This is a genomic window from Haloferax sp. DFSO60 (genome assembly GCF_046557615.1).
GTDB lineage: Archaea > Halobacteriota > Halobacteria > Halobacteriales > Haloferacaceae > Haloferax.
On sequence record NZ_JBKIII010000001.1, the window covers coordinates 1,541,746 to 1,565,597 of the forward strand.

The window sequence follows — 23,852 nt, forward strand, 5'->3', positions numbered from 1 at the left end:
CTAAGCCACGTCGGTCAGACCGCAGGAGTCAGACGAACACCTGCGCGGTGGCAAAGAGTACCAGCACGCCGAGTACGTCGCAGACGTTGGTGACGACGGGAATCACCACGTCGTCGGGGTCGAGCCCGAATCGGTAGGCGATGTACGTCGCAGCGAACGTCACGACGACGGCCAAGATGGCGAGTGCCGCCCCGCTCGACAGTGCGACGAGGAGAATCGTCTCGATAGAGAGTGCGGTACTCCCCGAGAGCAAGAAGGTCAACACCCACGCGCCCACACCGATAATCGGGAACATCGTCAGTGCGAGCGCAATCGTCGCAATCGCATTGCCGACGAGTTCGTCGTCATCCGTCGAAAACGAGAGCGTCCCGAGGTGGAACGACGTGGAGAGGCGTGCGGCGAGGATGCTCCCGAGATTCCCCGCCGTCCCGATGGTGACGGGGACGAGGACGAGCAACGCGGGATATTCGAGCAACTTCGCCTCGAAACTTCCGAGGACGAGACCACTCCCGAGTTCGACGAGTGTAAGAACGAGTAAGACGGGGAGCATCGCCCGCGTAATCGCCCGAACGGTCCAGTCTGTCGCCACTTAGAACACCCCTGCGATGACGAGGACGGTTCTCACGGCGATGAGCAGAAAGAGAATCCCGAACACGTCGCCGGTGGTCGTGACCACGGGGCCGACAATCGTATCGGGATTGTGTCCACGTCGATAGCCCGCGAAGACGACGGTCACGACGACGACCGAGAGGACGATACCCGAGAGCAGGCCCGCGACGAGCGCGACACCGATGAGAATCGGGAGTGGTGCAACCGACTCACCGAGCGCGGTCAAGAGGAAGTACGCGACGATGGATGCGAACGTACTCGTGAAAATGCCGTTTGCGATGGCGGCCGCAGCGGCAGCACGCAATCGAGTGTCGCCAGCGGTGACCGTCGGTTCGATGAGACCCTGGTGGAGTGCGGTGGCGATTCGCGCACCGAACGACCCGTAGACGTTACCACGGGTTGCGAGCAGCGCCGGGACGAGGACGAGCAATCCGGGGACTGCGCGGAGTTCAGCACGCATACCGCCGAGGACGACACCCGCGATGAGGCCACCAACGAGGCTCGTCGAGAGCGCAGGGAGGGCTTCGCGGTAGGCCTCGACTGCGACGTCTCGTACCGTCATTGTCGGGTGCGACGGGGGCGAGCGTTAAAAGTCGGGTGTATCCGGAATCGAGATACACCGGGAAGAATCGTGACAGAGAGGGCCGCAAAGAGAACCGTAGAGAGGAGAGCTGTGTCGAAAAAGTCGTAGCGAGTTAGAACGGCCCCATACCGCCCATACCGCCCATGCCGCCGCCGCCCTGCTTTTGCATCTTCTTCATCATCCGCTGCATGTCGCCGTCACCCATGCCCTGGAACTGCTTGAGTGTCTTCTCCATCATGCGGTGCTGTTCGAGCAGTTCTTGGACCGTCTCCTCGTCACGACCGGAGCCTTGGGCGATGCGTTTGACCCGAGACGCGCCGACCTTGCGGGGGTTCTCGAGTTCCTCTTCGGTCATCGAGTCCATGATGACCTCGAAGGAGAACATGCGGTCTTTCGTGACGTCCATCGCGTCGTCCGGCAGTTGGTCTTTGAGACCGCCGCCGAGACCGGGAATCATGTCGAGGACCTGGTCGAGCGGGCCCATCTTGTTCATGGCCTCCATCTGCTTTTGCATGTCCTTGAGGGTGAAGTTCCCCTTCATCATGTCCTCGGGGTCCCAATCCTCGTCTTCGGCCTGCGTCTCGGCCATCGCGCGCTCGACGCGCTCCGAGAGTTGCTTCAGGTCGCCCATACCGAGCAGGCGAGAGATGAAACCGTTCGGCTCGAAGCGCTCGATGTCCTGAACCGTCTCACCCATGCCGAGGAAGGCGATAGAGGAGTCCGTCTCGTTGACGGCGGTCAGCGCACCGCCACCCTTTGCCGTCCCGTCGAGTTTGGTGATGACGACGCCGCCGATACCGATGGACTCGTCGAACTGGTGGGCCTGGTCTTTCGCGCCCTGTCCGATTGCCGCGTCGAGGACGAGCAGGTTGAGGTCGGGTTGGACGACCGACTCTATCTCTTCGATTTCGGCGATGAGGTCGTCTTCGAGCGCGTGGCGACCGGCCGTGTCCACGATGTGAACATCGGCGTCTTTCGTCGCTTCCAGTCCTTCACGGGCGATTTGGACCGGGTCGTCGCAGTCGGGGTCGCCGTAGAAATCGACTTCCGCCCGCTCACACATCTGCTTTGCCTGGTCGTAGGCACCGGGGCGGAACGTGTCGGTCTGGATGACCGCGGGACGAAGCCCTTTCTTCGAGAACCACCACGCCATCTTGGCGGAGGTGGTCGTCTTCCCCGACCCTTGCAGACCCGCGAGCATGATGGTCTGGGGTTGGAGCGGAATCTCTGTCGAGTCGCCGATGAGGCCGACGAGTTCCTCGTAGACGATTTTGAGAACGTGGTCGCGGGCGCTCGTGCCACCCGGTGGTTCCTCGTTGAGTGCCCGGTCTTTAATCGAGTCAGAAAGTTGCATGACGAGGCTGACATCGACGTCAGCAGAGAGCAAGGAGCGCTGAATCTCCTTGACAATCTCCTGGACGTCTTCCTCGTCGAGGCGGGATTTCCCCCGTAGCTTATCGAGACTGCCACGGAGCGAACTCCCGAGATTGTCGAGTACCATTGTCCACCTCTAGGCCGTCGCGCTGGTAAAGGCTTTATCCGTCACGGCCGCCAGCGACGCCGAAATACTCACGTCGTGTGAACACGAGTAAATGAGATCCAAGTTTCATTTATCGAACTTCTTTAGCTATGTTTCTGAGTAAAGTTCGATAGAGAAATGCCGAGAGAGCACGCTCGGGCCATCTCGCCCGTGATGGGCGTCGCGCTCATGCTCGTGATTATCGTCCTCCTTTCGGGCACGACAGTCGTGCTATTTCTCGGTTTCACGGATTCGCTCAACGAGCCTGCACCGATGTTCACACAGCAAGGACAGGTCGAAATCTCCGTCGAGAACGCGTCGATAACCGACCAGAAACTCGTGTTGGTCCACGAAGCAGGCGGGAACGTACAGGCCGAGAACCTCGTCGTCAAGTTCAATACGGGGAACGGAACCGTCGAAGTCGAACCGTCGGAGACGGGCGACCTCTCTGATGGGGCGTGGTCTGCAGGCGAGCGATTGGAACTCGATATCGACACCGATACGGTCTGTACCGGCGCTGATAGCCTCGGTGTCTCTGTCACCTACGCCGACGGTGACCAGTCGCACGTCCTCTCGACACAGACAGTCCCGGTGACGAGCGAGGGGTTCACCATCGAGGATGGAGCAGTGGTCCCGAACTCGGGTTACCAAGCAGAGGTGACGGTGTTGGGGACGGGCTTTACCTATGGCGCTGGCGGCCCGAACATCGACATCCGGCTCGACGTTGCGGTCGGTAACGCGAGTTACGACCCGTGGCCGGGTAACGTGAACAACAACGGAAACCCCCGTTCGCACACGTTCACCGACCAACCTGCGGGCGCAGGTATCAAAGTCGCGGCCACCGCGGACGAGCCCGGAGATTACATCAGCCCGCGCACTCGGTGGTCGAACGAGTCGAACGGATGGGTGTACGTCCTCCGTGATGGTGACCAGCCCCCGAACATCGCCGGGTTCGGCGACCAGGACTCCGCGAGTTCGTACGTCGGGCCGTACTTGGACGACGACGGCAACATCTCTCTCTCGGACAACGAGGCAATCTACCTCTTCGAACTCGGGAATTCCCAAACGGGCTCTTCAGCCGACTTCCAAGACGTCGTCCTCCTCGTTACGCTCCAAACCGAGCGCGTCACCGCGAGCGTCGAAGAGACGACCACCGGCGAGAGCGTCATCGTCTGTCCAACTACCTGAGACGCCCTCGGTAAATACTAGACTCTGCCGCTGTCGCACGGACTTATTCAGCCACGTCACGAGGGTTGGAACGATGACCCGTATTCTCGTTCTCGACCAATCGACACACGGCATTCCCGCCGAGGTGTACGTCGATGCGCTCCGGGCGCGCCTCCCAGACGTCTCTCTCGACCATCCGAAAACGACCGACGAGGCGCTCGAATTGGCCGCCGATGCGACGATTATCACGGGCGTCCACCTTCCGGACGATGTCCTCGCCGCCGCCGACAACGTTCGGCTCTTTGCCGGGGCGGCCGCGGGGTACGACCACCTTCCGCTCGAAACCCTCCGCGAGCGCGGTATCGCACTCACCAACGCCTCTGGCGTTCACGGCCCGAACATCGCCGAACACGTCCTCGGGTGGATGCTCATGATTACACGCCGTCTCGACGAGGGGATGCGACGCCAAGCGCGCCACGAGTGGCGGCATTTCCAAGCGATGGGCGAGTTGAAGGATTCGACCGTCACTGTCGTCGGCCTCGGTGCGATTGGGCAGGCAATCACCGAACGCCTCGAACCGTTCGGCGTCACGACGATTGGGGCGCGATACTCTCCAGAGAAGGGCGGCCCCGACAGTATCGACGAGGTTGTCGGATTCGATGACTTGGAGTCCATCCTCCCACGGACAGACTACCTCGTTCTCGCGTGCCCGCTGACCGACACGACACGAAAACTGATAGACGAAGACGCGTTTGGCGCGCTCCCACCGAAGGCCGTTCTCGTGAACGTCGCGCGCGGCGGCGTGGTCGATACCGACGCACTCGTCACGGCACTCCAGAAGGGGAAGATTCACGCGGCGGCACTCGACGTAACCGACCCCGAACCGCTTCCGAACGACCATCTGCTGTGGGATTTCGAGAACGTCTATCTCACTCCCCACGTTTCGGGCTACACGCCACACTACTGGACGCGAGTCGCTGATATCCTCACCGAGAACGTCGGGCGATTAGCGAGTGGCGAGGAACTCCGAAACCAAGTGCTACCGCAAGCCCCGGATTCATCGCAGACGGATTCGTAGGTCGGCTATGGCTGGTCTCGTCTTCGGATTGCAACTTTCGACGGTTCTCGCCTTCTCCGCGGCAGCGATTGCGCTCATCCTCACGCCCGGACCCGATACGATGTACGTCCTCGCGCGCGGCATCGACGGACGGGAGTCGGGCGTCAAATCGGCGTTCGGCATCGCAACCGGGGTACTGCTCCACACGATGCTCGCCGCACTCGGTGTTGCCGCCCTCCTCCAAGCCGTTCCTGAGGCCGCACTCGCCATCCAGTACGCGGGCGCGCTGTATCTCTTCTATCTCGGCGTCGTCGCCCTTCGAGACGACGAGTTCGACCCGGCAGTCGAAACCGAGCGTGCGAACAGTTTCCGTCGTGGCGTCCTCGTCAACGCCCTCAACCCGAAAGTTGCGCTGTTCTTTCTCGCTTTCCTCCCCGGGTTCGCTGGCGGCGGCCCCAGTGCAGGCAGTCGAATGGCCGTGTTGGGAGCGATATACGCTGTTTTGACTGCAATCTATCTCTCAGGGGTCGCACTCGGTGCCGACAAACTCGGTGATGCACTCGTCGAGACACGCCTCTCGAGTGTGCTGAACTACGTCGGCGCGGGGACGATGCTGCTGCTCAGCGTCGTACTGCTACTCGAATAAAGGTTCGACGGACTGGGAGTGTTACTCGTCGTCGCCGAGGAGTCGTTCGACCATCGCTTCGGGGTCGAACCGTTCGATGTGGTCGTAGCCCTGGCCGACGCCGAGGAACAAGATTGGCTTGCCCGTGACGTAGGCGATAGAGATTGCCGCCCCACCGTTGGAGTCGGCGTCTGCCTTCGTCAGGATGGCACCGTCGATGGACGCGGCCTCGTTGAATTTGCGAGCGCGTTCGACGGCGTCCTGTCCGGCCACAGCCTCGTCCACGAAGATGGTGAGGTCCGGGCCGACGACGCGGTCGATTTTCTCCAACTGCGCCATCAGGTCGTTCGACGTGTGCAGACGGCCTGCGGTGTCACCCAGCACGATGTCGATGTCGTGCGCGTCGGCGTATTCGACGGCGTCGTAGATGACGGCCGCCGGGTCGCCACCTTGCTCGTGGGCGATGAGTTTCTTGTCGAGCGCCTCGGCGTGTTCGCGGATTTGCTCGTTCGCGCCCGCACGGTAGGTGTCACCGTTAGCGAGTACGGTCGAGTAGCCCTGTTTCTCGAAGTACTTCGCCAGTTTGGCGATGCTCGTCGTCTTCCCGACGCCGTTGATGCCGGTGAAGATGAGCGTGACGGGCTTGTCCGCCTCGGCGATGCGTTGGTCGAAGTCGAACTGCCCGACGCTGATGACTTCGTACAGGGCGTCGTGGAGCGCCTCTTCGACGAGTTGGCCCGTACTCTGGACCTGCTTGCGCGTCTCGCCGATGAGCTTCTCGCGAATCGTTTCGAGAATCTCTCCGGCGACTTGCATCTCCACGTCGCTCTGGAGCAGCGCCATCTCCAGTTCCCACAGGGGGTCTTCGAGGTCTTCTTCCTCGATGACGACTTTCCCCGTGGCGAACGCGGCGGCGCGCTTCAGGCGACTCGAACTCGACGAGTCTTCTTTTTCCTCAGCGGCGAGCGCCTGCTTTGCCGCGTCGGAGGCGAGCGATTCGGGTCGCTCGCCCTCGTAGACGTACTCGGAATCTGTGTCGTCCACAGGTTCGGAATCGGTCGCCGGTTCGGCCGGTTCCGCGTCTGCCGTCTCGGCTACAGGCTCGGCCTCGGCGTCAGCGTCGCCGTCTTCCGACACCACTTCGGACTCTTGTGGTTCCTCGACTGCCTCCTCGGCAGTCGATGTGTCGGCCGCCGCTGCTTCTTCGGCGTCTGCATCTGCCGTCTCGGCTTCGACAGGTTCAGCCTCGGCTTCGGCTTCTTCCTCGGCGGCTTCTTCGGCTTTCTCTTCCGCCGTCTCTTCGACATCCTGGCGGAAGCGGTTGAGTTTCTTTTTCAGTCCGTCGAACATCTGTGAAAGGAGTTAGGGGAGTTTACTCGTCAGCGTCTTCTTCTTCGCCCTGCATCTGCTGCTGCATCTGCTGCATCTGCTGTTGCTGCATCTGCTGTTGGGCCTGCATCGCCTGCTGTTCGAGCTGTTCGCTCTCTTCTTCGAGGTCTTCGATTTCGCCACGGAGACCTGCAATCTCTTCGTCGAGGGCGTCCTGCTTGCGGTGGAGGGCTTCGACAGCACCGGACTGGTCCTGTTCGGCCGCGTAGTTCGCACCGAGCGAGACGACGATTTCGTCGATGTCCTGAACTTCTGCGCGGACGTATGCGCCGCCGCCGAGGGGCACCTGCACCGTCGAACCGGTTTCGAGCGTCTCGATGGCTTCGATGGCTTCGTCCATCTCCTGCTTTTCTGCGTTCAGCTCAGAGACTTCGCCTTCGAGTTGTTCGATTTCCTGGTCGAGTGCCTGAATCTCCTGCGAGAGCTGCTGGAGTTGCTGCTGGCCACCGCCCATCATGCTGCGGACACCTCCGAGAGTTCGATTTTGACGCGTTTGATGCCGTGTTCACTGCCGATTTGGGAGAACACGTGTTCTCGTGCAACTTCCTCGTTTGGTGCCTCCACGGTCTTCGTAAAGCCGTGGGAGACGCCTCGGGACGTAAACGTCCCGCTGATAGTAAACTGACTCATGGCTGTGGCTCGGGCATCGAGCGGGAAGAATCTTCCTACTCGGAGTAGTAAGCGCCAAGAGAAAAGACGCCGACGCGGCTCAATTGATGAATCAACTCAGTTGATGAATCAACTCAGTCGATGAACCCACTCAGTGGATGAATCCACTCAGTTGGTGAACCAACTCAATCGATAAAGCCGAGCGCGTCTTCGATACGACCGAGTTCTGGACCGGTCGTGTCTTCGCCGACGATGTACCCATCGTCGTTGCAGACGAGCCCGGACCCGACGAGCGGGCCACCGTAGTTGATGGTCCCGATGTCCGCTCGAACGTCGAGGACGTCTTCGAGCGCTTCGAGTTCGGGTTCGCGTGATTTCGGATGGCACAGCACGCCGCGATTGTTTGCGACGGCGGCGGTTCCGACGGTACGAACGTCCGCGAGGTCACCGCGTTCGACGGGCACTTCGAGTGCCTCTTCGACCGCGGCGACGGCTTCGTCAGAGAGTTCCGGGTGGACGTACGCGCCATAGTCGTTGGCGAGTACGACGTTTCCGGCGGCGTTGATTCGGCCGGGGAGTTCGTACACCGAAACGTCTGCAGCTTCGGCAAGTGCCTCCTTTTCGCGGGTCGTCGCTCGGTTCGTGACGAGCAGCCCGTTTTCGTTACCCATCGCTAACGCGCCGACGGTTGCCGACCCGCCGACGGTCGTTGTGACCGCAGGCACGCCGAGTTCGTCGGAGAGGTTGTCGACGAGTGAATCGTCAGCATCGGGGCGAACGAGGAGGACATCGTTCGTCGTCCGTGCGAAGACGCCGATGTACGAAGAACCGGCGAAGGAGGCGCGAATCACCGTTTACTCTGCCGGTTCGGCTTCGACGACTGCCTCGCCGTCCTCGTCGAATCGGGCGGCGCGGACGCGGAACTTGCTCGGTGGCTGTTGGCGGCCGTGTGCCCAGATGTTCTCGTTGATTTGCGGGTCGAGGCGGACTGCGTCTGCATCGACCTTGAAGTGCTGTGCGAGGTGTTCGCGGATGAGCTTCATCGCGCGGCCTGCACGTTCGTACGACGGGACCTTCTTCACATCGCGGAGCGGGACGGTGACGACTCGCTCTTCGAAATCGTTTGCGCTCATTGGTTACTCGTCAGTGTTGCTTCGCCGCCAGTTGCGACGCTTGGGGTTTCGCGTGACTTCCATGTCGGTCTTGAGCATAACCCACGCCGGAACGCGGCTGTTCTGGCGTTCGAGTTTCGCCAGACGCTTCTTCTTAGCCTTCGACTTCTTACCCATAGTGGGCTACACTTTCCTTCCTCCGCATAAAATCTTGTTCCTTCGCGTTTCAGTAGTGTGAGGCGTCCCCACACGGTTGAATCGAGCCACGTGCGACGCAGACGCCGCCGAACCGACTCATTCAGTACCTTCGACAGACAACGCCGAGAAGATGAGTCGGTCCCGCACCATCGTCGCCTTTCTCGCCCTCTCTGCTATCTGGGGGAGCGCATTTCTCTCGACCGAAATCGCCCTTCAATTCATCCCACCCGCGTTCCTCGGCGCGATTCGGTTCGACATCGCGGCGCTCCTCCTCTTCGTGATTGCCGTCGCCCGCGGCGACAGACTCCTTCCCGAACGCTCTGAGTGGCGTCGAATCCTCGCGGGCGGCTTCTTCGCCATCGGCGCACACCACGCGCTGTTGTTCTCCGGGCAAGTGTACATCCCCGGCTCTGTCGCCTCTGTCCTCCTCGGCATCATCCCGCTGATGACGCCGACGCTCACCCGACTCACGTCGTCGCGCCGAAAGCTCTCGCCGCTCAGTGTAGTCGGCCTCGTCCTCGGCTTTCTGGGTCTCGTCATCATCGCCAACCCGAATCCCGAGAACCTTCTTTCCTCCAATCTTCTCGGTGCAGTCCTCGTCTTCGGGTCCGCCCTCGCGTTCGCCCTCGGCGCGGTGTTTACCCACGACAGCGAGACGGACATGTCCTTGCTCGCCGTGCAGGCGTGGATGATGCTCATCGGCGCAGTCACGCTCCACCTCACGAGCATCGCCCTCCCGTGGGAGTCCGCGTCCGACGCAGTGTGGACCACGACGTCGGTTGGGACGCTCGTCTACCTCGCCGTCGTCGCGGGCGCGGGTGGGTTTCTCCTCTACTTCTGGCTGCTCGACCGAATCGGCCCCGTCGAATCAAGCCTCTTAGAGTACGTCATTCCGCTCTTTGCGGCTCTCGCTGACTGGATTGTTCTCGACCGCGTGCCGACGCTCACGACCGTTCTCGGGTTCGTGTTCATCTTCGTCGGCTTCCTCTTGTTCAAGCGGACGGTGATTCGCGGTGAACTCCGGCGTATGGTCGATGGCCGGCGGAGTCGGCCAACCGACGACTGACCTTCAGAGCGAACAGCGAGCGACCGTCTCGTAGTTCGGCCCCTCCGACGTGAGTTCGCTCTTCTTTATTCGAACTTCGCGCACGCGAAACGACCCAATCTCGGGTGCTTCCTCTTCGAGAATATCGCGGACGTAGTTCTTACTTCGCGCGTCGTTCATCCGCGCGAGGGTGAGGTGTGGCGAAAAGTCGCGCTCGTCGGGGTCGAACCCGAGCGCCGCCAGTTCGGGGTCGAGTGCGTCGTGGACTCGAGTCATCTCGTCGGCCCCGTCGTGAACACCGGCCCAGATGACGCGAATGTAATCGAGCGACGGGAACGCACCCAAGCCACCGAGAGAAGCGTCGAACGGTTCGACACCCGATTCGTCGATGGCGGTTTCGACGGCATCGGTGACGTGACGCAGTTGGTCCGTTGGTGTCTCGCCGAGGAAGTTGAGGGTGATGTGCGCCTGCGCCGGGTTGGTGTATCGAAGACCGTCTGCATCGGAGAAGAGTGCCTGTGCGTCCGCGACCGAATCGGAGAGCGACGCTGGGAGGTCGAGAGCGACGAACAACCGCATGAGAAGAGATAGCACGGAAACGGACGTATAGATTCCGCCGACTCAATCGTCGTCTGTGTCTGCGAGTGCGTCCGATTCTGCGTGCTTGTCTTCGTCGGGAATCCACGTCCGGACGACGCCAGCGAGATTCCCGTCGATAAAGGTCGCTTCGTACACGTCGGGCATCGACAGACCAGACCAGAACTCGTAGCCGTAGTGTGGGTCGAAGTCGTTCAAAATCAAGGCCAAGAGCGTGCCGTGGGTGCCGACGACGACGTGGCGTCCGGGGTAGGCTTCGAGTAGTCGGTCGAGCGCGCCGACACCACGAGCCTGGGCTTCGACGTGGGATTCGCCACCGGGGTGCGAGTCAGTCGGATTCGCCCACAGGTGTTCGACCGCCGACTCGAAGTCTTCGACGTGCTGGCCTCCCAGTTCGCGTTCTCGCAGGTCGTCGTCGATGACGAGCGGCACGTCGGCAACGTCCGCGACGCCTTCGACGGTCGCTCTCGCCCGTTCGTACGGACTGGTGACGACGACATCCGCGACAGGGCTGAGGAGCGTCGTAACTCGTGCGGCGGCGCGGCGACCCTGTCGTGAGAGGCCGCGAGTACGCTCGGTGTCGGGGACGTACGGCGAGTGGGCGTGGCGAACGAACGAGACCACCGTCGCCGTCGGGACGTTCATTGGTAGACGGCCACCACCCGAGGCTAAAAAGCGGTCGATATCAGCGTTCTGACGTAGCGTTTAACCGATTCGACACCCAAGCGCGGCTATATGACCGACGACGACGGCAACCGAACGCACAAGTTCTCTGAGGGTCAGGGCTTCGACCAAGACTACTCGGACTTCTCGCTCGACCCGCCGGAGCTGAAGGTCGACCCGACGAAGGTCGACCCGGTCGACTCGCGCGTCCTCACTGACATCCTCGACCGAAAGAACATCGACCCCGACGAAGTTGACTTCGAGCAACTGCTCGACGTCGGCCTCTCGTACATGCAAATCAACCGCTTCGAAGAGGCAACGGAGGCCTTCGAGCGTGTCGCTCGCTACGCCCAAGACGACGCTCCTATCGCCCAAGAAGCGTGGGTCAACAAGGGTGCGGCCCACGCCGAACTCGAAGAGTGGGACGAAGCAATCGGTGCGTACTACGAGGCACTCTCGCTGGACGACGACTCCGAACACGCCGCGACCGCTCACACCAACCTCGCGTACGCGCTGTGGGAGTCTGGCCGAACCACGGACGCGCTCGACCACGCAGAGCGCGCCGTCGAACTCGACCCACGATTCGGACAGGCCTGGTACAATCGCGGCTTCTTCCTCCACGAGCGCGGCCTCAACGAGGAAGCCGTCAACGCCTTCGACAACGCCATCCGCCTCGGACAGAACGCGCCGTACGTCCTCGAAGAGAAGGCACGTGCGCTCGAAGAACTCGGCCGCGACGAAGAAGCAGAACAGGCCCAGAAACAGGCTGACGAGGTTCGAGAGCAGGCCGAACAGCAGATGGTCGAGGAGTTCTAGATGCTGCTCCGCGAGCGCGAGACGCCCGAAGGCCTGCTGGTCTCGGTCTGTGATTCCGACTGTCTCGGCGAGACTTACACCGACGGCGGTGTCTCGCTGGACGTGACCGAGGACTTCTACGGCGGCGACGACGCCGAAGACGCCGACACCGACGCGGTGGTCGATAGCCTCAACCGTGCCACCGTTGCCAACATCGTCGGCGAAGAAGCAGTGAGCGTCGCTATCGACGCAGGCCTCGTCGATGAGGAGACCGTCCTCGAAGTCGATGGCACGCTCCACGCGCAACTGCTCTGGCTTCGATAACGCTCCATTTCGACTTCGAGACACACGGTTCGTCGTCCGATTGTCGGCACTTTTTCTATCGTGTGAGTGTTAGCGAAACCAGAATCGGTTTCGAGAAGACGCCGGGACCGAAGACGTGTTGTGCCTACAGGAACAAGCCATGACCAATGGGAGTGCAGGAACCGTATCCTATCGACGTTGACACTATCCGCGCGGACTTTCCGATTCTCCAGCGCCGCGTCGGTGGTGACATTTCGACCCCCGGTGAGAGCGAGGACGACACCGTTCCGCTCGTCTATCTCGACAACGCCGCCACGAGTCACACGCCGAAGCAGGTCGTTGACTCAATCGTGGACTACTACTACGGCTACAACTCGAACGTCCACCGCGGAATTCACCACCTGAGCCAAGAGGCCTCTGTCGCCTACGAGGACGCTCACGACCGAGTGGCAGAGTTCATCGGCGCGTCCGGCGGCCGCGAAGAAGTCGTCTTCACGAAGAACACGACCGAATCGATGAACCTCGTCGCCTACGCGTGGGGCCTGAACGAACTCGGTCCCGGCGACTCTGTCGTCCTCACCGAGATGGAACACCACGCCTCGCTGGTCACCTGGCAACAGATTTGTAAGAAAACGGGTGCTGAGGCACGCTTCATCCGCATCGACGACGAGGGCCGCCTCGACATGGACCACGCGAAAGAACTCATCGACGACTCCACGAAGATGGTCTCTGTCGTACACGTCTCCAACACCCTCGGCACTATCAACCCCGTCGCCGACCTCGCCGACCTCGCCCACGACGTTGGCGCGTACATCTTCGTCGATGGCGCACAGTCGGTCCCGACGCGACCCGTGGATGTCGAGGAAATCGACGCCGACTTCTTCGCCTTCTCGGGCCACAAGATGTGCGGTCCAACCGGTATCGGCGCGCTCTACGGGAAGCGCGAGATTCTCGAAGAGATGGAACCCTACCTCTACGGTGGCGAGATGATTCGTCGCGTCACCTACGAAGATGCAACGTGGGAGGACCTCCCGTGGAAGTTCGAGGCCGGAACCCCGCCGATTGCGCAGGGTATCGCCTTCGCCGCCGCCGTCGATTATCTGGACGAAATCGGTATGGAGAACGTCCAAGCCCACGAGGAACTCCTCGCCGAGTACGCCTACGACCGCCTCAGCGAGTTCGACGATATCGAAATCTACGGCCCGCCGGGCGACGACCGCGGCGGCCTCGTCGCGTTCAACCTCGATGGCGTCCACGCCCACGACCTCTCCAGTATCCTCAACGAGCAGGGCATCGCCATCCGCGCGGGCGACCACTGTACGCAACCACTCCACGACAAACTTGGCGCGGCGGCCTCGACGCGCGCGTCCTTCTACATCTACAACACCAAAGACGAGATTGACGCGCTCGTCGAAGGGCTCGAAGTCGCACGCGACCTGTTTGCGTAATTCAGGTCTCCGTCCGCGAACGAAGTGAGCGGGGTGAGGAGTCCCCGACGGGGACGACGAATCCTTTTGGTCCAGCTTTTATCGAGCGAGCAAAGCGAGCGCAGCGTAAAAGGTGGTCTCACGACACGACATCGTGCCCGACTGTCACGTTCGGAATCACTTTGTCAGTGTGCTTCTTCGCCACATGGTATGTTCTCCTTACAAACTGGAGGCATCGGCGAACTCGTCGAGATGACGATTAGTGAGTTCGTTCTCAACATCGCCGAGGCCGCCCCGAAAATTCTCGCTGCACTCGTCTTCGTCACGCTCGCGTACGTCACAATCCGCGTGATTCTGTACATCCTTCGGGGCGTCCTCGATGGACTCTACCCGGACGAACAAGACCTCGTGGTCGATTTGGGGGTCGCTATCGCGGGTGTCTTCCTGTGGTTCGGCGTGGCGTTGACGCTCCTCAATATCGTCGGGATGGGCGAGATTGCCGCGAGTCTCGGGACCGCCGCCGGGTTCATCGCACTCGGTGTCTCCTACGCGCTGTCGAACATGATTGCCGACACGGTCGCTGGCGTCTACCTCCTGCGCGACCCGGATTTCAATCCCGGTGACCGAGTGAAGTCCGACCCGGTGACGGGCACAGTGACCGCTATCGAACTCCGAAAGACGCGCTTCGAGAGCGACGATGGTGATACGGTCGTCGTGGCGAATCGCGACGTAGAGAAGAAGTGGACGAAGTACGACGAGGCCGTGACGACCACAGCATCGGTACAACAGTCGTAACCGGCCAAACCGACCGCCTCGTGCCCCCCGGAATTCTTTTACGGCGTTCGGGCGTAGCGATGGCGAAGACCAATGGGCATCGGTTCAGACATGTATCGTCAGCAGATTTTGGACCACTACAAGAGTCCCCGAAACCACGGTCGGCTGCCCGAAGCGACGTTCAGCCACACCGGGGAGAACCCTTCCTGCGGCGATACGATTACGATGGACGTGCAACTCGCCGACGACGGCGAAACAATCGAGCGCGTCGCTTTCTCTGGCGACGGGTGTGCGATTAGCCAAGCCTCCGCGAGTATGCTCACCCAACGACTTCCGGGGACGACGCTCTCGGAGTTGGAAGCGATGGACACCGACGACATCACCGAGATGCTCGGCGTCGATATCTCGCCGATGCGCATCAAGTGCGCCGTCCTCGCGCGCCAAGTCGCCCAAGACGGGGCGAAGATTTTCGAAGGCGACATCGACATCGAGAAGACGAAAACCGAAGACGACGCTTAATTCGACTGGTCTTTTTCTTCCTGTGCGCCGAGGGCCGCAGCGAGTGCGACGAGATAGCCTAACCCGGCTTTGACTTCCGGGTCCCGCGCCGCTCGAAGGAGTCCGACTGCACCGAGGGGTTTCGAGTCGGCGGCTTCGGCATCGCCGACGGCGGCAAGCAGTCGCTTGATTCCGGCGACCGTTTCGGGGTCGGCGGCGTCGTCGGCAATCTCGCCGAACGCCGTGCCGGTCTTCGCCAACGAGTGAATCATCTCGTCGTCTACCGCACCCATGCCGAGTTCGACCACGTCGATGAGTTCGTTGAGGAGGCCGAGGCGTTCGACGAAGAGCGCGACTTCTTCGGGGTTGTTCTCGATGGCCGCGACGAGTTCGTCGGAGGCCTGCGATTCAGTTTGTGTGTCTTGATTTTGCATCGTCGTCACCTCAGATCATGCCGCGGGCGGTCAGCCAGTACGATTCGTTGTACGCGTGTTTCGCCCAGTGGATGGGCTTCGACGGCCTGCGCATCGTCGGCGCGTGGTCGTAGTCGAACGAGACGAACGTCGCGTGGTCAAGTCCTGTCTCTACAAAGCACACCGTCTTGCCGTCGTAGAGTTTCGTCGGCGTTTGCCCGCGGATTTCCGCGGCGATACGGTCGGCAACGGTGAACGCTTGGAAGTGTGCCGCACTGCCCGCTTTCGGAATCGAGAGTGCCGCCGTGTCGCCGATGGCGTACACGTCGGGAACGGCGGTTGCCGCCAGCGTTCGAGGGTTGACATCGACCCATCCCTTGTCCCCGAGTCCCGACTCGATTATCATCTCGTCGCCACTGTGTGGCGGAATTCCGACGAAGAGATCGTAGTCGAGTTCGTCGCCCGAGCGCGTCGTGATGACCTGTGCGTCGGGGTCGATTGCTTCGACGACGAACTCCGTCTCGACGCGGATGTCGCGGGCGTCGAAAATCGGGTCAGCCCACTCGGCGATTTCGGGTTTCTTGTGGCTCCGGGGGAGTGGGTAGGTGTAGACGATTTCCGTCTGCTCTCGGAGGCCGTGATTTCGAAGCCAATCGTCCACGATGAAGGTGAATTCGAGCGGTGCGGCCGGGCACATGTGCGGCATGCCGATGACGCTCAACACGAGACGGCCGCCGTCGAACGTTGCGAGCGCGTCGCGGAGCTTTTCGGCACCCTGTGCGCTGTAGAAGTGATGTGCGCCGTCTTTCAACCCCGGAATCGCGTCGGGGTCGAGTTTCGACCCAGTTGCGAGTACGAGTTTGTCGTACGGAACCTCTTCGTCGCCGTCTTGGCAGATGAGACGCTTCTGTTCGGTATCGACGTGGCGTACGCGGTTCGTCACGACCGTCACGCGGTTATCTAGGAGGTCGCGCAAGTCTCGAACGCCGTCTTCGACTTCTGCGAGTCCGAACGGAACGTAGAGAAACACCGGCTTGTAGACGTGTTTCGTGTCGTCCGAGATGAGGACAATCTCAACTTCACCCTCGTCGATTTCTCTAACGAGTCCAGCAGCGAGATGGTTCGAAACGACCGTTCCGCCAGTTCCACCACCAACTACGACGATTCGTTGTGTCATCTAGTTCACCTGTATAGAGTGACGAGTGCATGTGAGATAGTCTTGTAAGCTATTTCCAAGAATTCGAGAACGAATCGAGGTAATTGCCCGCCAAGAAAGATTTTCTGAACCGAGTATTTCAAGAAGGTTGCACTATCGACTGTAGTGACTAGTGGTGAAGAAAGGAAATGGGGAAAGAGAAAATTGGGGGAAACGGAGTGTGTGCGGAGTTACTCGGGCTTCAGACCGCCGTCCTGCACGCGCATGACTGCCTCGCCGTCGGCGAGGTTCGGCGCGTCCACGAGACGGACGATACGCTTGTCACCCTTCGACTTGCGGAGGTAGATACGGAACGTCGAAGTGTGGCCGAGGATGTTGCCACCGATTGGCTGGGTCGGGTCACCGAAGTAGGAGTCGGGGTTGGACGCGACCTGGTTGGTCACGAGAATACCCGTGTTGTACAGGTCGCCGATGCGCATCAGGTCGTGCAGGTGCTTGTTGAGCTTCTGCTGGCGTTCGGCGAGTTGACCACGGCCGACGTACTCGGCGCGGAAGTGGGCGGTGAGCGAGTCGACACAGAGGAGGCGAACCGGCCAGTCGGTGTCTTCGTGTTCACCAGCGAGTTCCTTGGCCTTCTCGGCGAGGAGAATCTGGTGGTTGGAGTTGAACGCCTTTGCGACGTGAATCTTGTCGAGGAAGTCCGCGACGAGTGCTTCCATCGCGTCTTCGTCGCCCGGCGAGCCCTCGATTTCGCGCTCGTCCATCGTCACTTGGAGCACGTCGTCTTCGAGACCGTGAACCATGTCGTCGATACGCTCGGGGCGGAAGGTGTCTTCGGAGTCGACGAAGATACAGGAGCCACCGAGGCCACCGATTTCGCGGGGGAGTTGAACGTTAACCGCGAGTTGATGGGTAATCTGGGACTTACCGGCACCGAATTCACCGTACACTTCGGTAATAGACTGCGTTTCGAGTCCGCCACCGAGGAGTTCGTCTACCTCGTCGATTTGCCAACTGAGTTTGCCGATTTCTTTGCGTCGTTCGAGGACCATCGAACCGGTCTCGAAGCCACCCACGTCGGCGGCCTTCCGTGCGGCGTTGATGATGTCCGAGGCCGTACTCGTACCGATGTCGGCCTTGTTCGATAGTTCGCCGGGGCTGGCGACTGCAATCGACTGATAGGTGTCGTAGCCGTTCTCGATGAGTTTGTCGGCGGTGGCCGGGCCGACGCCGGGGAGATTTTCGAGTTCGTCTTCTGCCATACCCATTTGTCATTCCCATACCCACATAAACCCTCGTTAACAGCAGAGTGAAAGTGAAATCGCAAGACTGTGGGAGGGCGGTTCGAGGTGTCTGACGAACGTTCAAATCAGAAGACTGCGAGCGACTCCAGTGACAACAAGACTATCCCTTACGTGATTCTTGAATAACACATGTCCGAAAAGACCACTGTCGAATTTATCGAAGAGTGGCAGACTGGGGCGTTTCTCGTTATCGGGTGTGTTCTCACTGGCGTCGTCGGTGCGATGGCGCTCGTGAGGATTGCGTCGGTGGTTCTCGACCCGAGAGTCGGCTGGGTCGGGTTTGTCCTGGGGTTCTTCGGCAGCGGGTTACTCGCGTTCGTGCTGTTCTCGGTTCTCCTCTACGGCACCGACTGAACTGGCGTCGTCGCTACTCCCACGGGTGGCCACTCGCCGTCGAGGGCCACAGCGGATACCAGTACTCTTCGTCGTCTTCGATACCCAACTCGCCATCTAACACCGATTCGAGTTTAAACTCCAGTCGTTGATTCCGCTCGCTCGTCCCGCGTGGAGAGAAGGGATAGTACGCACCGCGGCGGAACGAGTAGACCCAGTACACTCTGTCGCTACCCTTCTCGAATCCGAAGAGGGCCGCGAGCAGGCGCGACCCGTAACCGCGTTCGATGAACTCGTCGGCCGCGAAGTGGATACTCGTCACGAGGTCCTCGGGGTCGTCGTCGCTGAGTACCACCCAGTTGTAGCCGTACTCGTCGCTGTGGCGACGGAACTCGGTGCCCGTCTCCTCACTCCCGGCGTGGAGGATGGTCTCGACGGCATCGACCGTCTCTTCGAAGTCGGTGCTATCGACAGACGAGAAGCAGAGTGCCGCCTCACCAACTGAGTCGAATCGGAGGTCGGCCTCCATCGTGAGATAGGCCGTACTCATCCCGAAGAGGTCGTCGGGGTCGGCGCGGCGGGTCGCATCAGATTCCGCGCTGATACCAAGCGCGGCGCGAAGTGAATCGAAGAGTCCCATGCACGTCGCTAGGTGGGGGGATACCTTAGCGTGGTGGGACAGATTCGATTATCGGTCAAAGTCTCCCCGAATCACAGCGTCGGCGACGAACGACATGTAGTCGATGAGCGCACCTCTGGTTGCGTCCGACCCAGCTTCCACGTCGTGTCGGTCGAGGTCTGCCCAGACGGTTGCGAGCATGAACGCTGAATAGGCGTGATAGAAGCGTTTGTGGTCGAAGTCGATGCCCGAGCGTTGTTCGTAGCGGTCGATGAGTTCGTGTCGAGTCGGACTTCCCGATTTCGTCGAGAACGGTGTGAATCCGTACTCGTCAAGGTCGCGGACGTTATCGAGACCTCCTTTCTCTGCGTACTTCGCTTCGAGGTCATCGAGCGGGAGCGCCGGGTCATCGTCGTCGCGCCAGTAGAGACAGAAGTAACCGAGTTCGGTCAGCGGGTCGCCGAGGTATGCGGTTTCCCAGTCGATGACCGCCGCAAATTCAGGTCTGCTCTCACCCGTGAAGACGATGTTACTCGGCCCGAAATCGCCGTGAACGAGCGTCGTCTTCGGCTTCGAGGGAGCGTTCGATCGAAGCCACAAAGCGATACGCCGGAGCGACGAAAAGTCGTGGGCCGTCACACTCGCGGCCTCGTCGAGTCGGTCGGAGGCACGAGCGAGCTGGTCGCGTGGTGAGCGATGGTTGCACACGTCTTCGAACGGGCCAGTATCGAGCGAGTGCAGTTCCGCGAGGAGGTCGATAAATCCGGTCGCCACCTGCTCGCGTGCGGTCGGGTTCTGGAATCGTTCGGGCAGGTCTGCACCCACGGGAATCGTCTCGCCGTCGAGATACGTCGCCACGAAGAATGGTTCTCCGAGTACCGACTCGTCCTCGCAGAACAGTACCGGCGTCTGTGTCGGAATGGTGGTCGTTTCGAGACGTTGCAGTGTCTCGTACTCCTGCCTCAAGTCACCAAAGAGGTTGGTGTACCGCAATCGATTCGGCCGCCGAAGGACGAACGCGTCCTCCTCGTCCGCAGTCGAGATGGCGAGCATCACGTTGAGTTTGTCGTCGAGGAGTCGGACGCCAGTCACCTCGACACCGAGTTCTCCCGCAAGATACGATTTCAAGCGACTCACATCGATATTACCGGGGAGACTGGCCATAGGATGACAACTTATCGACGTTTGATAAACGCTCGGGGGTCAGGCTTCTTCCAGCGCATACACCGTCCCATCCGCATCGCCGACGAACAGTCGTCCGCCAGCGATAGACGGCGGACCGTAGACGCCTCCTTCTGTCTCGAATCGCCACAACACGGACCCATCTTCGAGGGACTGGGCTTCGACGTAGCCTCCCGTGTTGCCTGCATAGACGACGCCATTGGCAACTGACGCGGCGGTCCAGTGCCTGTCACCCTCGCGCGACCAAATCCGAGCGCCCGTCTCGGCATCGAGTGCGAACAGGGTTGCTGCGTCGGTCCCTTCGCCGTCTCTCGTTCCGACGAGGACGGTTCCATCCGCAACGGAGGGCGCGCTTCGGATTTGGGCGTCGAGTTCGACGGTCCACAGGAGTTCTCCAGTAGATGAGAAGGCGTGGACGCCGCCGTACTTCGGCAGTCCACCATCAGAAAGTCCAACGGGTGATTCGATGACGGAATAGCGGGAGTACGGTTCTGGCCCACAACAGAACACGCGTCGGTCAGCGACAGCAACGGTTCGTGGAACGATGTCAAGCGCCCGCTCCCACTCTATGTCTCCGGTTCGAGCGTCCAGTGCTCGCAACCGTGGAGACTGTTTTCTCGCATACTTGGCGTCGTCGTCACCGGTTCGAAGTTCGTCGTCCCCCAAACCAGAACTCCCGACGTAGAGCGTGTCTCCAACGAGTGCCGCCGCTCCGTAGAACGACTCACGTGGGGCGAATGACCAGTGAACCACACCAGTTTCTATCTCGACGGCGCTCAGTGTCCAATCGGTGAGACAGTAGAGCATGCCACCTTCGGCAAGTGGTGGGACTCCTTCTGTGCTGAGTGGTGCCGACCCGTCGTACTCGCGGACTCGTTCTCCCGTGTCAACATCGTATCCTCTGACGAGCGGTGGAAAGTCCAACATCGTCACGTAGGCGGTGCCATCGAGGACCGTCGGCGACCCTCGAAGTTCGACCTGTGGGTCGTCTTTTGGAACCGAATAGCGCTTCGTCCCGCTTTCGACATCGATGCCGTGGAGGTTCGATTTGGCATCGTGTGGAAACTGCGTCGCAGCGTGGACCACTGCGTCCGCGATGACGGGCGTTCCCGTGACGAAGTACCCGGCGTCGTACGTCCACCGACAGGACACGTCGCCAGTCGGCCCGGCGTGTGGTGTACACCCAGTGTTTGCGTGGTCGTACCGCCACCACCGCCACTCGTCGCTCATGAGGCTACGTCATGTCCGACAGCTAAAACGTTTGAGTCGTGAAAAAGTCAGAGCCCGTTCAGAACGTTTCCATCTCGCGCTCCATGTCGCGGAGGCGCTCGACGCGCTTTTCGGTCGATGGGTGGGTGCTGAAAAGCCGACCGATGAAGTCCGACTTGATTGGGATGATGAAGAACGCGTTCATCTCCGAGGTCTCGCGCATGTCGCGCTTGGGGACGCTCTCCATCCGGCCCGAAATCTTGAGCAGGGCGGAGGCGAGCGCCGAGGGTTGGCCGGTGATGACCGCCGCACCGCGGTCTGCGGAGTACTCGCGGTAGCGCGAGAGGGCGCGAATCAGCAGGTAGGAGATAATCCACACCAAGAGCGAGGCGATGATAGCGACGATGACCGGCATGTTCTGGCGGTTGTCGTCGCCGCCGAAGAGCCACCCCCAGCGGACGATGAGGAAGGCGATACTGGAGAGGAACGAGGCGATGGTCATGACCATCACGTCGCGGTTCTTCACGTGCGCGAGTTCGTGCGCGATGACGCCTTCTAACTCGTCGTCATCCAATGTGCGCATCAGGCCGGTGGTGACACACACTGCTGAATTCTTCTGCGAGCGCCCGGTTGCGAACGCGTTGGGCACGGAGGTGTCGGCGATGGCGACTTTGGGCTTCGGCAGGTCTGCCTGCTGAGCGAGGCGACCGACCATCGCGTGTAACTTGCGGGCCTGCGGGCCGTCGTCTTCGTCCACGACTTTCGCGCCCATGCTGTAGAGGGCGAGCTTGTCGCTGAAGAAGAACTGGGCGAAGAGGAAGATGCCCATGAACGCGACCATGATGAACAGGTTGTTGAAGTAGACCAGTAGTACGCCTGCAAAGACGATGTACAGAGCGAACAGGAGGAACATCGTGAACGCCATGCGCCCGCGAAGTCCCCAGTCCGGTTTCCAATCCATACGATGTGATTAGTAATCCGACTAATAAACGCTGTTGGAGTGTGGTATGATGGCACGGTTCCCCGAAGGTTAGTAGCCTCGACTACGACCACTCCACTATGGAAACCGTCATCGTCACCGGCGCGCTGGGTCGCTCGGGTCGCTGGATTACCGACCGACTCGCAGAAGAGTACGACGTTATCGCCGTGGACCTCACACAGCCCGGATTCGAGGTTGACGCGAGAGAGAACGTCGATTTCCGTGCGGCCGACCTGACCGAGATGGGCGAAGTCGCCGACCTCTTTGCCGACCTCGACCCAGACGCCGTCGTCCACTGGGCGGCGATTCCGTCGCCGACGCGCCACGCGGGCAGTCGCGTCTTCGAGACGAACGTCCAATCGACCTACAACGTCCTCGTCGCGGCGGCCCGCGCGGATGCACGAATCGTCTGGGCATCCTCCGAGAGCGCCTACGGCTTTGCGTTCGCCGAGGAGACGCCGCTTCCCGACTTTCTCCCAATCACCGAAGAACACCCGTTCCGGCCCGAAGACCCCTACGGGACCGCCAAAGTTGCGGGTGAGGAAGTCTCGAAGATGGTCGCCCGCAAGTACGACATCTCCACCTGTGCGATTCGGCCCTCGTGGATTCAGTACCCCGGCGACTACCCCTGCCGCAATATCGCCGAATCCGATGACCTCGCGGGCGGCGCCGGTAACTGCTGGTCCTACGTAGACGTGCGCGACGTGGCCGACCTCGTGGTCGCGGCACTCGCACACCCGGTCACGGGCCACGAAGCACTCCACGCCGCCGCCGCCGACAACTACCTCGACCGACCGACCGCTGAGGCCGTCGAGGAGTTCTTCGGTGACCTTCCCGAGCAGTGCGCGCTCGATGGCGACAAGTCGGCGCTTTCGACCGCGAAAGCACAGGCCCTCGTTGGCTGGCAACCGTCGCACTCGTGGCGCGAAGCGGCTGACGAAAACGTTGCAGAGCCCGTTCTCTGGGAGTAACGAATCAAATTAGCGGTTCAGTTTTCGGGTTGCACCACCAATCTAGTCCTATGTTCGCCGACAGAACCGATGCGGGTCGCCGACTGGGGGAGTTACTGGTGGAACGCGGTGAGACGGCGGACGTCATCCTCGCGATTCCGCGCGGTGGACTTCCTGTCGGTCGAGAAGTCGCAGATGCGCTCGATACTCCGTTAGACGTGGTGGTCGCGTCGAAAGTAGGTGCGCCGAGCAATCCAGAGTTAGCCATCGGCGCGGTCGCGGGCGATGGAAGCGTCTGGTGGAACGACGACTTGCTATCGTACTTCCCCGTCGAAGATGCGTATCTCGAACGGGAGCGCCAGCACGAAGCCGAAGTAGCCAGAGAGAAAGTCGCCCGATACCGTGGGGGAGACCCGATTCCAGACCTCGAAGGAAAGCGCGTCATCATCGTGGACGACGGCATCGCCACGGGAGCGACCGTTCGCGCGTGTCTCCGGCAGGTGAACGCCGCCGGGGCCGAACACGTCGTTCTCGCGGTTCCAGTCGCCCCCGAACACTCGATTGCCGAACTCGAAGCTGAGTGCGACGAAGTCGTCGCCGTCGAGACACCTGTCGTCTTCGGCGCGGTGGGTGCGTTCTACCGAAACTTCGCACAGGTCTCCGACGACGATGCGGTGGGGTACCTCGGCGGCGCGGGTGCGTGACGCGGAATTTAAGCGCCCGAACACGCTAGAGCG

Annotated in this window: 30 protein-coding genes; 12 read left to right on the forward strand and 18 right to left on the reverse strand. The window is 61.0% G+C overall.

What is annotated here, in order from left to right; genetic code table 11:
- Positions 1-28: 28 nt before the first annotated feature.
- The 3 genes from ACK509_RS08285 to ACK509_RS08295 all read right to left on the reverse strand — a co-directional run bounded on the left by ACK509_RS08285 (position 29) and on the right by ACK509_RS08295 (position 2,693).
- Positions 29-589 (reverse strand): magnesium transporter, encoded by a 561-nt coding sequence (locus tag ACK509_RS08285; RefSeq protein WP_410766007.1) that lies wholly within the window; start codon positions 587-589, stop codon positions 29-31.
- Positions 590-1,171, reverse strand: coding sequence for a magnesium transporter (locus ACK509_RS08290; RefSeq protein WP_410766008.1), 582 nt, complete (start codon positions 1,169-1,171; stop codon positions 590-592). It lies immediately after the preceding gene.
- 133 nt (positions 1,172-1,304) lie between these two features.
- On the reverse strand, positions 1,305-2,693 hold the full coding sequence (locus ACK509_RS08295; protein ID WP_410766009.1) for a signal recognition particle protein Srp54: 1,389 nt from the start codon (positions 2,691-2,693) through the stop codon (positions 1,305-1,307).
- 156 nt (positions 2,694-2,849) lie between these two features.
- On the opposite strand from ACK509_RS08295, the gene ACK509_RS08300 reads away from it, so the two are divergent.
- The 3 genes from ACK509_RS08300 (at position 2,850) to ACK509_RS08310 (ending at position 5,581) form a co-directional block, all read left to right on the forward strand.
- Entirely contained in the window at positions 2,850-3,899 is a 1,050-nt protein-coding gene (locus tag ACK509_RS08300; protein WP_410766010.1) for a type IV pilin, read from the forward strand.
- A 73-nt stretch (positions 3,900-3,972) separates the two neighbouring features.
- Positions 3,973-4,956, forward strand: a complete 984-nt coding sequence (locus tag ACK509_RS08305; RefSeq protein ID WP_410766011.1) for a D-2-hydroxyacid dehydrogenase — start codon at positions 3,973-3,975, stop codon at positions 4,954-4,956.
- 7 nt (positions 4,957-4,963) lie between these two features.
- Positions 4,964-5,581, forward strand: coding sequence for a LysE family translocator (locus ACK509_RS08310; protein ID WP_410766012.1), 618 nt, complete (start codon positions 4,964-4,966; stop codon positions 5,579-5,581).
- A gap of 21 nt (positions 5,582-5,602) precedes the next feature.
- On the opposite strand, the gene ftsY is transcribed toward ACK509_RS08310, so the two are convergent.
- From ftsY to ACK509_RS08340, 6 genes are all read right to left on the reverse strand, one after another.
- Positions 5,603-6,910, reverse strand: a complete 1,308-nt coding sequence (ftsY, locus tag ACK509_RS08315) for a signal recognition particle-docking protein FtsY (RefSeq protein WP_410766013.1) — start codon at positions 6,908-6,910, stop codon at positions 5,603-5,605.
- Positions 6,911-6,932: 22 nt separating this feature from the next.
- Positions 6,933-7,403 (reverse strand): prefoldin subunit alpha, encoded by a 471-nt coding sequence (gene pfdA, locus ACK509_RS08320; RefSeq protein ID WP_410766271.1) that lies wholly within the window; start codon positions 7,401-7,403, stop codon positions 6,933-6,935.
- On the reverse strand, positions 7,403-7,579 hold the full coding sequence (gene rpl18a, locus ACK509_RS08325) for a 50S ribosomal protein L18Ae (protein WP_410766014.1): 177 nt from the start codon (positions 7,577-7,579) through the stop codon (positions 7,403-7,405). Before rpl18a ends, pfdA begins: the two co-directional genes overlap by 1 nt.
- 164 nt (positions 7,580-7,743) lie before the next feature.
- Positions 7,744-8,409: a translation initiation factor IF-6 gene (locus ACK509_RS08330; protein ID WP_410766015.1), complete on the reverse strand. Its 666-nt coding sequence runs from the start codon at positions 8,407-8,409 to the stop codon at positions 7,744-7,746.
- Positions 8,410-8,412: 3 nt separating this feature from the next.
- Complete coding sequence (locus ACK509_RS08335) at positions 8,413-8,691, reverse strand: 50S ribosomal protein L31e (RefSeq protein ID WP_410766016.1); 279 nt, start codon at positions 8,689-8,691, stop codon at positions 8,413-8,415.
- 3 nt (positions 8,692-8,694) lie between these two features.
- Positions 8,695-8,847 carry a 50S ribosomal protein L39e gene (locus ACK509_RS08340; protein WP_007544136.1) on the reverse strand — a complete coding sequence of 51 codons (153 nt, stop codon included), beginning with the start codon at positions 8,845-8,847 and terminating at the stop codon, positions 8,695-8,697.
- Positions 8,848-8,998: 151 nt separating this feature from the next.
- On the opposite strand from ACK509_RS08340, the gene ACK509_RS08345 reads away from it, so the two are divergent.
- Entirely contained in the window at positions 8,999-9,934 is a 936-nt protein-coding gene (locus ACK509_RS08345; RefSeq protein ID WP_410766017.1) for a DMT family transporter, read from the forward strand.
- Between the two features lie 3 nt (positions 9,935-9,937).
- Here the strand turns inward: ACK509_RS08345 and thpR are convergent, their stop codons facing one another.
- Both thpR and ACK509_RS08355 read right to left on the reverse strand, forming a co-directional pair.
- Complete coding sequence (thpR, locus tag ACK509_RS08350) at positions 9,938-10,492, reverse strand: RNA 2',3'-cyclic phosphodiesterase (protein ID WP_410766018.1); 555 nt, start codon at positions 10,490-10,492, stop codon at positions 9,938-9,940.
- A gap of 42 nt (positions 10,493-10,534) precedes the next feature.
- Positions 10,535-11,155 (reverse strand): histidine phosphatase family protein, encoded by a 621-nt coding sequence (locus tag ACK509_RS08355; protein WP_410766019.1) that lies wholly within the window; start codon positions 11,153-11,155, stop codon positions 10,535-10,537.
- 90 nt (positions 11,156-11,245) lie between these two features.
- Here ACK509_RS08355 and ACK509_RS08360 point away from each other — a divergent pair, with 90 nt between their 5' ends.
- The 5 genes from ACK509_RS08360 (at position 11,246) to sufU (ending at position 14,991) form a co-directional block, all read left to right on the forward strand.
- Positions 11,246-11,989, forward strand: coding sequence for a tetratricopeptide repeat protein (locus tag ACK509_RS08360; RefSeq protein ID WP_410766020.1), 744 nt, complete (start codon positions 11,246-11,248; stop codon positions 11,987-11,989).
- A complete protein-coding gene (locus ACK509_RS08365) occupies positions 11,990-12,292 on the forward strand; it encodes a DUF424 domain-containing protein (RefSeq protein ID WP_410766021.1) in 303 nt (100 codons plus the stop codon).
- A gap of 152 nt (positions 12,293-12,444) precedes the next feature.
- On the forward strand, positions 12,445-13,719 hold the full coding sequence (sufS, locus tag ACK509_RS08370) for a bifunctional cysteine desulfurase/selenocysteine lyase SufS (RefSeq protein WP_410766272.1): 1,275 nt from the start codon (positions 12,445-12,447) through the stop codon (positions 13,717-13,719).
- Between the two features lie 231 nt (positions 13,720-13,950).
- Positions 13,951-14,493, forward strand: coding sequence for a mechanosensitive ion channel domain-containing protein (locus ACK509_RS08375; RefSeq protein WP_410766273.1), 543 nt, complete (start codon positions 13,951-13,953; stop codon positions 14,491-14,493).
- 72 nt (positions 14,494-14,565) lie between these two features.
- Positions 14,566-14,991: a Fe-S cluster assembly sulfur transfer protein SufU gene (gene sufU, locus ACK509_RS08380; protein ID WP_410766022.1), complete on the forward strand. Its 426-nt coding sequence runs from the start codon at positions 14,566-14,568 to the stop codon at positions 14,989-14,991.
- Here sufU and ACK509_RS08385 read toward each other — a convergent pair.
- The 3 genes from ACK509_RS08385 to radA all read right to left on the reverse strand — a co-directional run bounded on the left by ACK509_RS08385 (position 14,988) and on the right by radA (position 17,801).
- Positions 14,988-15,404, reverse strand: coding sequence for a DUF1641 domain-containing protein (locus ACK509_RS08385; protein ID WP_410766023.1), 417 nt, complete (start codon positions 15,402-15,404; stop codon positions 14,988-14,990). The two genes, sufU and ACK509_RS08385, sit on opposite strands and share 4 nt — an antisense overlap.
- Before the next feature lie 10 nt (positions 15,405-15,414).
- Positions 15,415-16,560: an NAD(P)/FAD-dependent oxidoreductase gene (locus ACK509_RS08390; protein WP_410766024.1), complete on the reverse strand. Its 1,146-nt coding sequence runs from the start codon at positions 16,558-16,560 to the stop codon at positions 15,415-15,417.
- Positions 16,561-16,769: 209 nt separating this feature from the next.
- Positions 16,770-17,801, reverse strand: coding sequence for a DNA repair and recombination protein RadA (gene radA / locus ACK509_RS08395; protein WP_410766025.1), 1,032 nt, complete (start codon positions 17,799-17,801; stop codon positions 16,770-16,772).
- Positions 17,802-17,972: 171 nt separating this feature from the next.
- Here radA and ACK509_RS08400 point away from each other — a divergent pair, with 171 nt between their 5' ends.
- A complete protein-coding gene (locus ACK509_RS08400) occupies positions 17,973-18,197 on the forward strand; it encodes a hypothetical protein (RefSeq protein WP_410766026.1) in 225 nt (74 codons plus the stop codon).
- Between the two features lie 13 nt (positions 18,198-18,210).
- Here the strand turns inward: ACK509_RS08400 and pspAB are convergent, their stop codons facing one another.
- From pspAB to htpX, 4 genes are read right to left on the reverse strand one after another with little or no spacing between them, the layout of a single operon-like run.
- Positions 18,211-18,816, reverse strand: coding sequence for a PspA-associated protein PspAB (gene pspAB, locus ACK509_RS08405; protein ID WP_410766027.1), 606 nt, complete (start codon positions 18,814-18,816; stop codon positions 18,211-18,213).
- A gap of 48 nt (positions 18,817-18,864) precedes the next feature.
- Positions 18,865-19,959, reverse strand: coding sequence for a phosphotransferase family protein (locus ACK509_RS08410; protein WP_410766028.1), 1,095 nt, complete (start codon positions 19,957-19,959; stop codon positions 18,865-18,867).
- A gap of 39 nt (positions 19,960-19,998) precedes the next feature.
- Positions 19,999-21,207, reverse strand: a complete 1,209-nt coding sequence (locus ACK509_RS08415; RefSeq protein WP_410766029.1) for a PQQ-binding-like beta-propeller repeat protein — start codon at positions 21,205-21,207, stop codon at positions 19,999-20,001.
- Between the two features lie 58 nt (positions 21,208-21,265).
- Entirely contained in the window at positions 21,266-22,147 is an 882-nt protein-coding gene (gene htpX, locus ACK509_RS08420; protein ID WP_410766030.1) for a zinc metalloprotease HtpX, read from the reverse strand.
- A 98-nt stretch (positions 22,148-22,245) separates the two neighbouring features.
- Between htpX and ACK509_RS08425 the strand changes: the two genes are divergently transcribed.
- The gene (locus tag ACK509_RS08425) at positions 22,246-23,136 is read left to right on the forward strand and encodes an NAD-dependent epimerase/dehydratase family protein (protein ID WP_410766031.1); all 891 of its coding nucleotides are present in this window, start codon (positions 22,246-22,248) and stop codon (positions 23,134-23,136) included.
- A gap of 50 nt (positions 23,137-23,186) precedes the next feature.
- Positions 23,187-23,819: a phosphoribosyltransferase gene (locus ACK509_RS08430; protein ID WP_410766032.1), complete on the forward strand. Its 633-nt coding sequence runs from the start codon at positions 23,187-23,189 to the stop codon at positions 23,817-23,819.
- Positions 23,820-23,852: the final 33 nt, after the last annotated feature.

Bases quoted from the DNA above. Each gene is read 5' to 3' on its own strand.
- ACK509_RS08290 (WP_410766008.1), bottom strand. From the start codon at position 1,171: ATGACGGTACGAGACGTCGCAGTCGAGGCCTACCGCGAAGCCCTCCCT.
- ACK509_RS08295 (WP_410766009.1), bottom strand. From the start codon at position 2,693: ATGGTACTCGACAATCTCGGGAGTTCGCTCCGTGGCAGTCTCGATAAG.
- ACK509_RS08300 (WP_410766010.1), top strand. From the start codon at position 2,850: ATGCCGAGAGAGCACGCTCGGGCCATCTCGCCCGTGATGGGCGTCGCG.
- ACK509_RS08305 (WP_410766011.1), top strand. From the start codon at position 3,973: ATGACCCGTATTCTCGTTCTCGACCAATCGACACACGGCATTCCCGCC.
- ACK509_RS08310 (WP_410766012.1), top strand. From the start codon at position 4,964: ATGGCTGGTCTCGTCTTCGGATTGCAACTTTCGACGGTTCTCGCCTTC.
- ftsY (WP_410766013.1), bottom strand. From the start codon at position 6,910: ATGTTCGACGGACTGAAAAAGAAACTCAACCGCTTCCGCCAGGATGTC.
- pfdA (WP_410766271.1), bottom strand. From the start codon at position 7,403: ATGGGCGGTGGCCAGCAGCAACTCCAGCAGCTCTCGCAGGAGATTCAG.
- rpl18a (WP_410766014.1), bottom strand. From the start codon at position 7,579: ATGAGTCAGTTTACTATCAGCGGGACGTTTACGTCCCGAGGCGTCTCC.
- ACK509_RS08335 (WP_410766016.1), bottom strand. From the start codon at position 8,691: ATGAGCGCAAACGATTTCGAAGAGCGAGTCGTCACCGTCCCGCTCCGC.
- ACK509_RS08340 (WP_007544136.1), bottom strand. From the start codon at position 8,847: ATGGGTAAGAAGTCGAAGGCTAAGAAGAAGCGTCTGGCGAAACTCGAA.
- ACK509_RS08345 (WP_410766017.1), top strand. From the start codon at position 8,999: ATGAGTCGGTCCCGCACCATCGTCGCCTTTCTCGCCCTCTCTGCTATC.
- thpR (WP_410766018.1), bottom strand. From the start codon at position 10,492: ATGCGGTTGTTCGTCGCTCTCGACCTCCCAGCGTCGCTCTCCGATTCG.
- ACK509_RS08355 (WP_410766019.1), bottom strand. From the start codon at position 11,155: ATGAACGTCCCGACGGCGACGGTGGTCTCGTTCGTTCGCCACGCCCAC.
- ACK509_RS08360 (WP_410766020.1), top strand. From the start codon at position 11,246: ATGACCGACGACGACGGCAACCGAACGCACAAGTTCTCTGAGGGTCAG.
- ACK509_RS08365 (WP_410766021.1), top strand. From the start codon at position 11,990: ATGCTGCTCCGCGAGCGCGAGACGCCCGAAGGCCTGCTGGTCTCGGTC.
- ACK509_RS08375 (WP_410766273.1), top strand. From the start codon at position 13,951: ATGACGATTAGTGAGTTCGTTCTCAACATCGCCGAGGCCGCCCCGAAA.
- sufU (WP_410766022.1), top strand. From the start codon at position 14,566: ATGGGCATCGGTTCAGACATGTATCGTCAGCAGATTTTGGACCACTAC.
- ACK509_RS08385 (WP_410766023.1), bottom strand. From the start codon at position 15,404: ATGCAAAATCAAGACACACAAACTGAATCGCAGGCCTCCGACGAACTC.
- ACK509_RS08390 (WP_410766024.1), bottom strand. From the start codon at position 16,560: ATGACACAACGAATCGTCGTAGTTGGTGGTGGAACTGGCGGAACGGTC.
- radA (WP_410766025.1), bottom strand. From the start codon at position 17,801: ATGGCAGAAGACGAACTCGAAAATCTCCCCGGCGTCGGCCCGGCCACC.
- ACK509_RS08400 (WP_410766026.1), top strand. From the start codon at position 17,973: ATGTCCGAAAAGACCACTGTCGAATTTATCGAAGAGTGGCAGACTGGG.
- pspAB (WP_410766027.1), bottom strand. From the start codon at position 18,816: ATGGGACTCTTCGATTCACTTCGCGCCGCGCTTGGTATCAGCGCGGAA.
- ACK509_RS08410 (WP_410766028.1), bottom strand. From the start codon at position 19,959: ATGGCCAGTCTCCCCGGTAATATCGATGTGAGTCGCTTGAAATCGTAT.
- ACK509_RS08415 (WP_410766029.1), bottom strand. From the start codon at position 21,207: ATGAGCGACGAGTGGCGGTGGTGGCGGTACGACCACGCAAACACTGGG.
- htpX (WP_410766030.1), bottom strand. From the start codon at position 22,147: ATGGATTGGAAACCGGACTGGGGACTTCGCGGGCGCATGGCGTTCACG.
- ACK509_RS08425 (WP_410766031.1), top strand. From the start codon at position 22,246: ATGGAAACCGTCATCGTCACCGGCGCGCTGGGTCGCTCGGGTCGCTGG.
- ACK509_RS08430 (WP_410766032.1), top strand. From the start codon at position 23,187: ATGTTCGCCGACAGAACCGATGCGGGTCGCCGACTGGGGGAGTTACTG.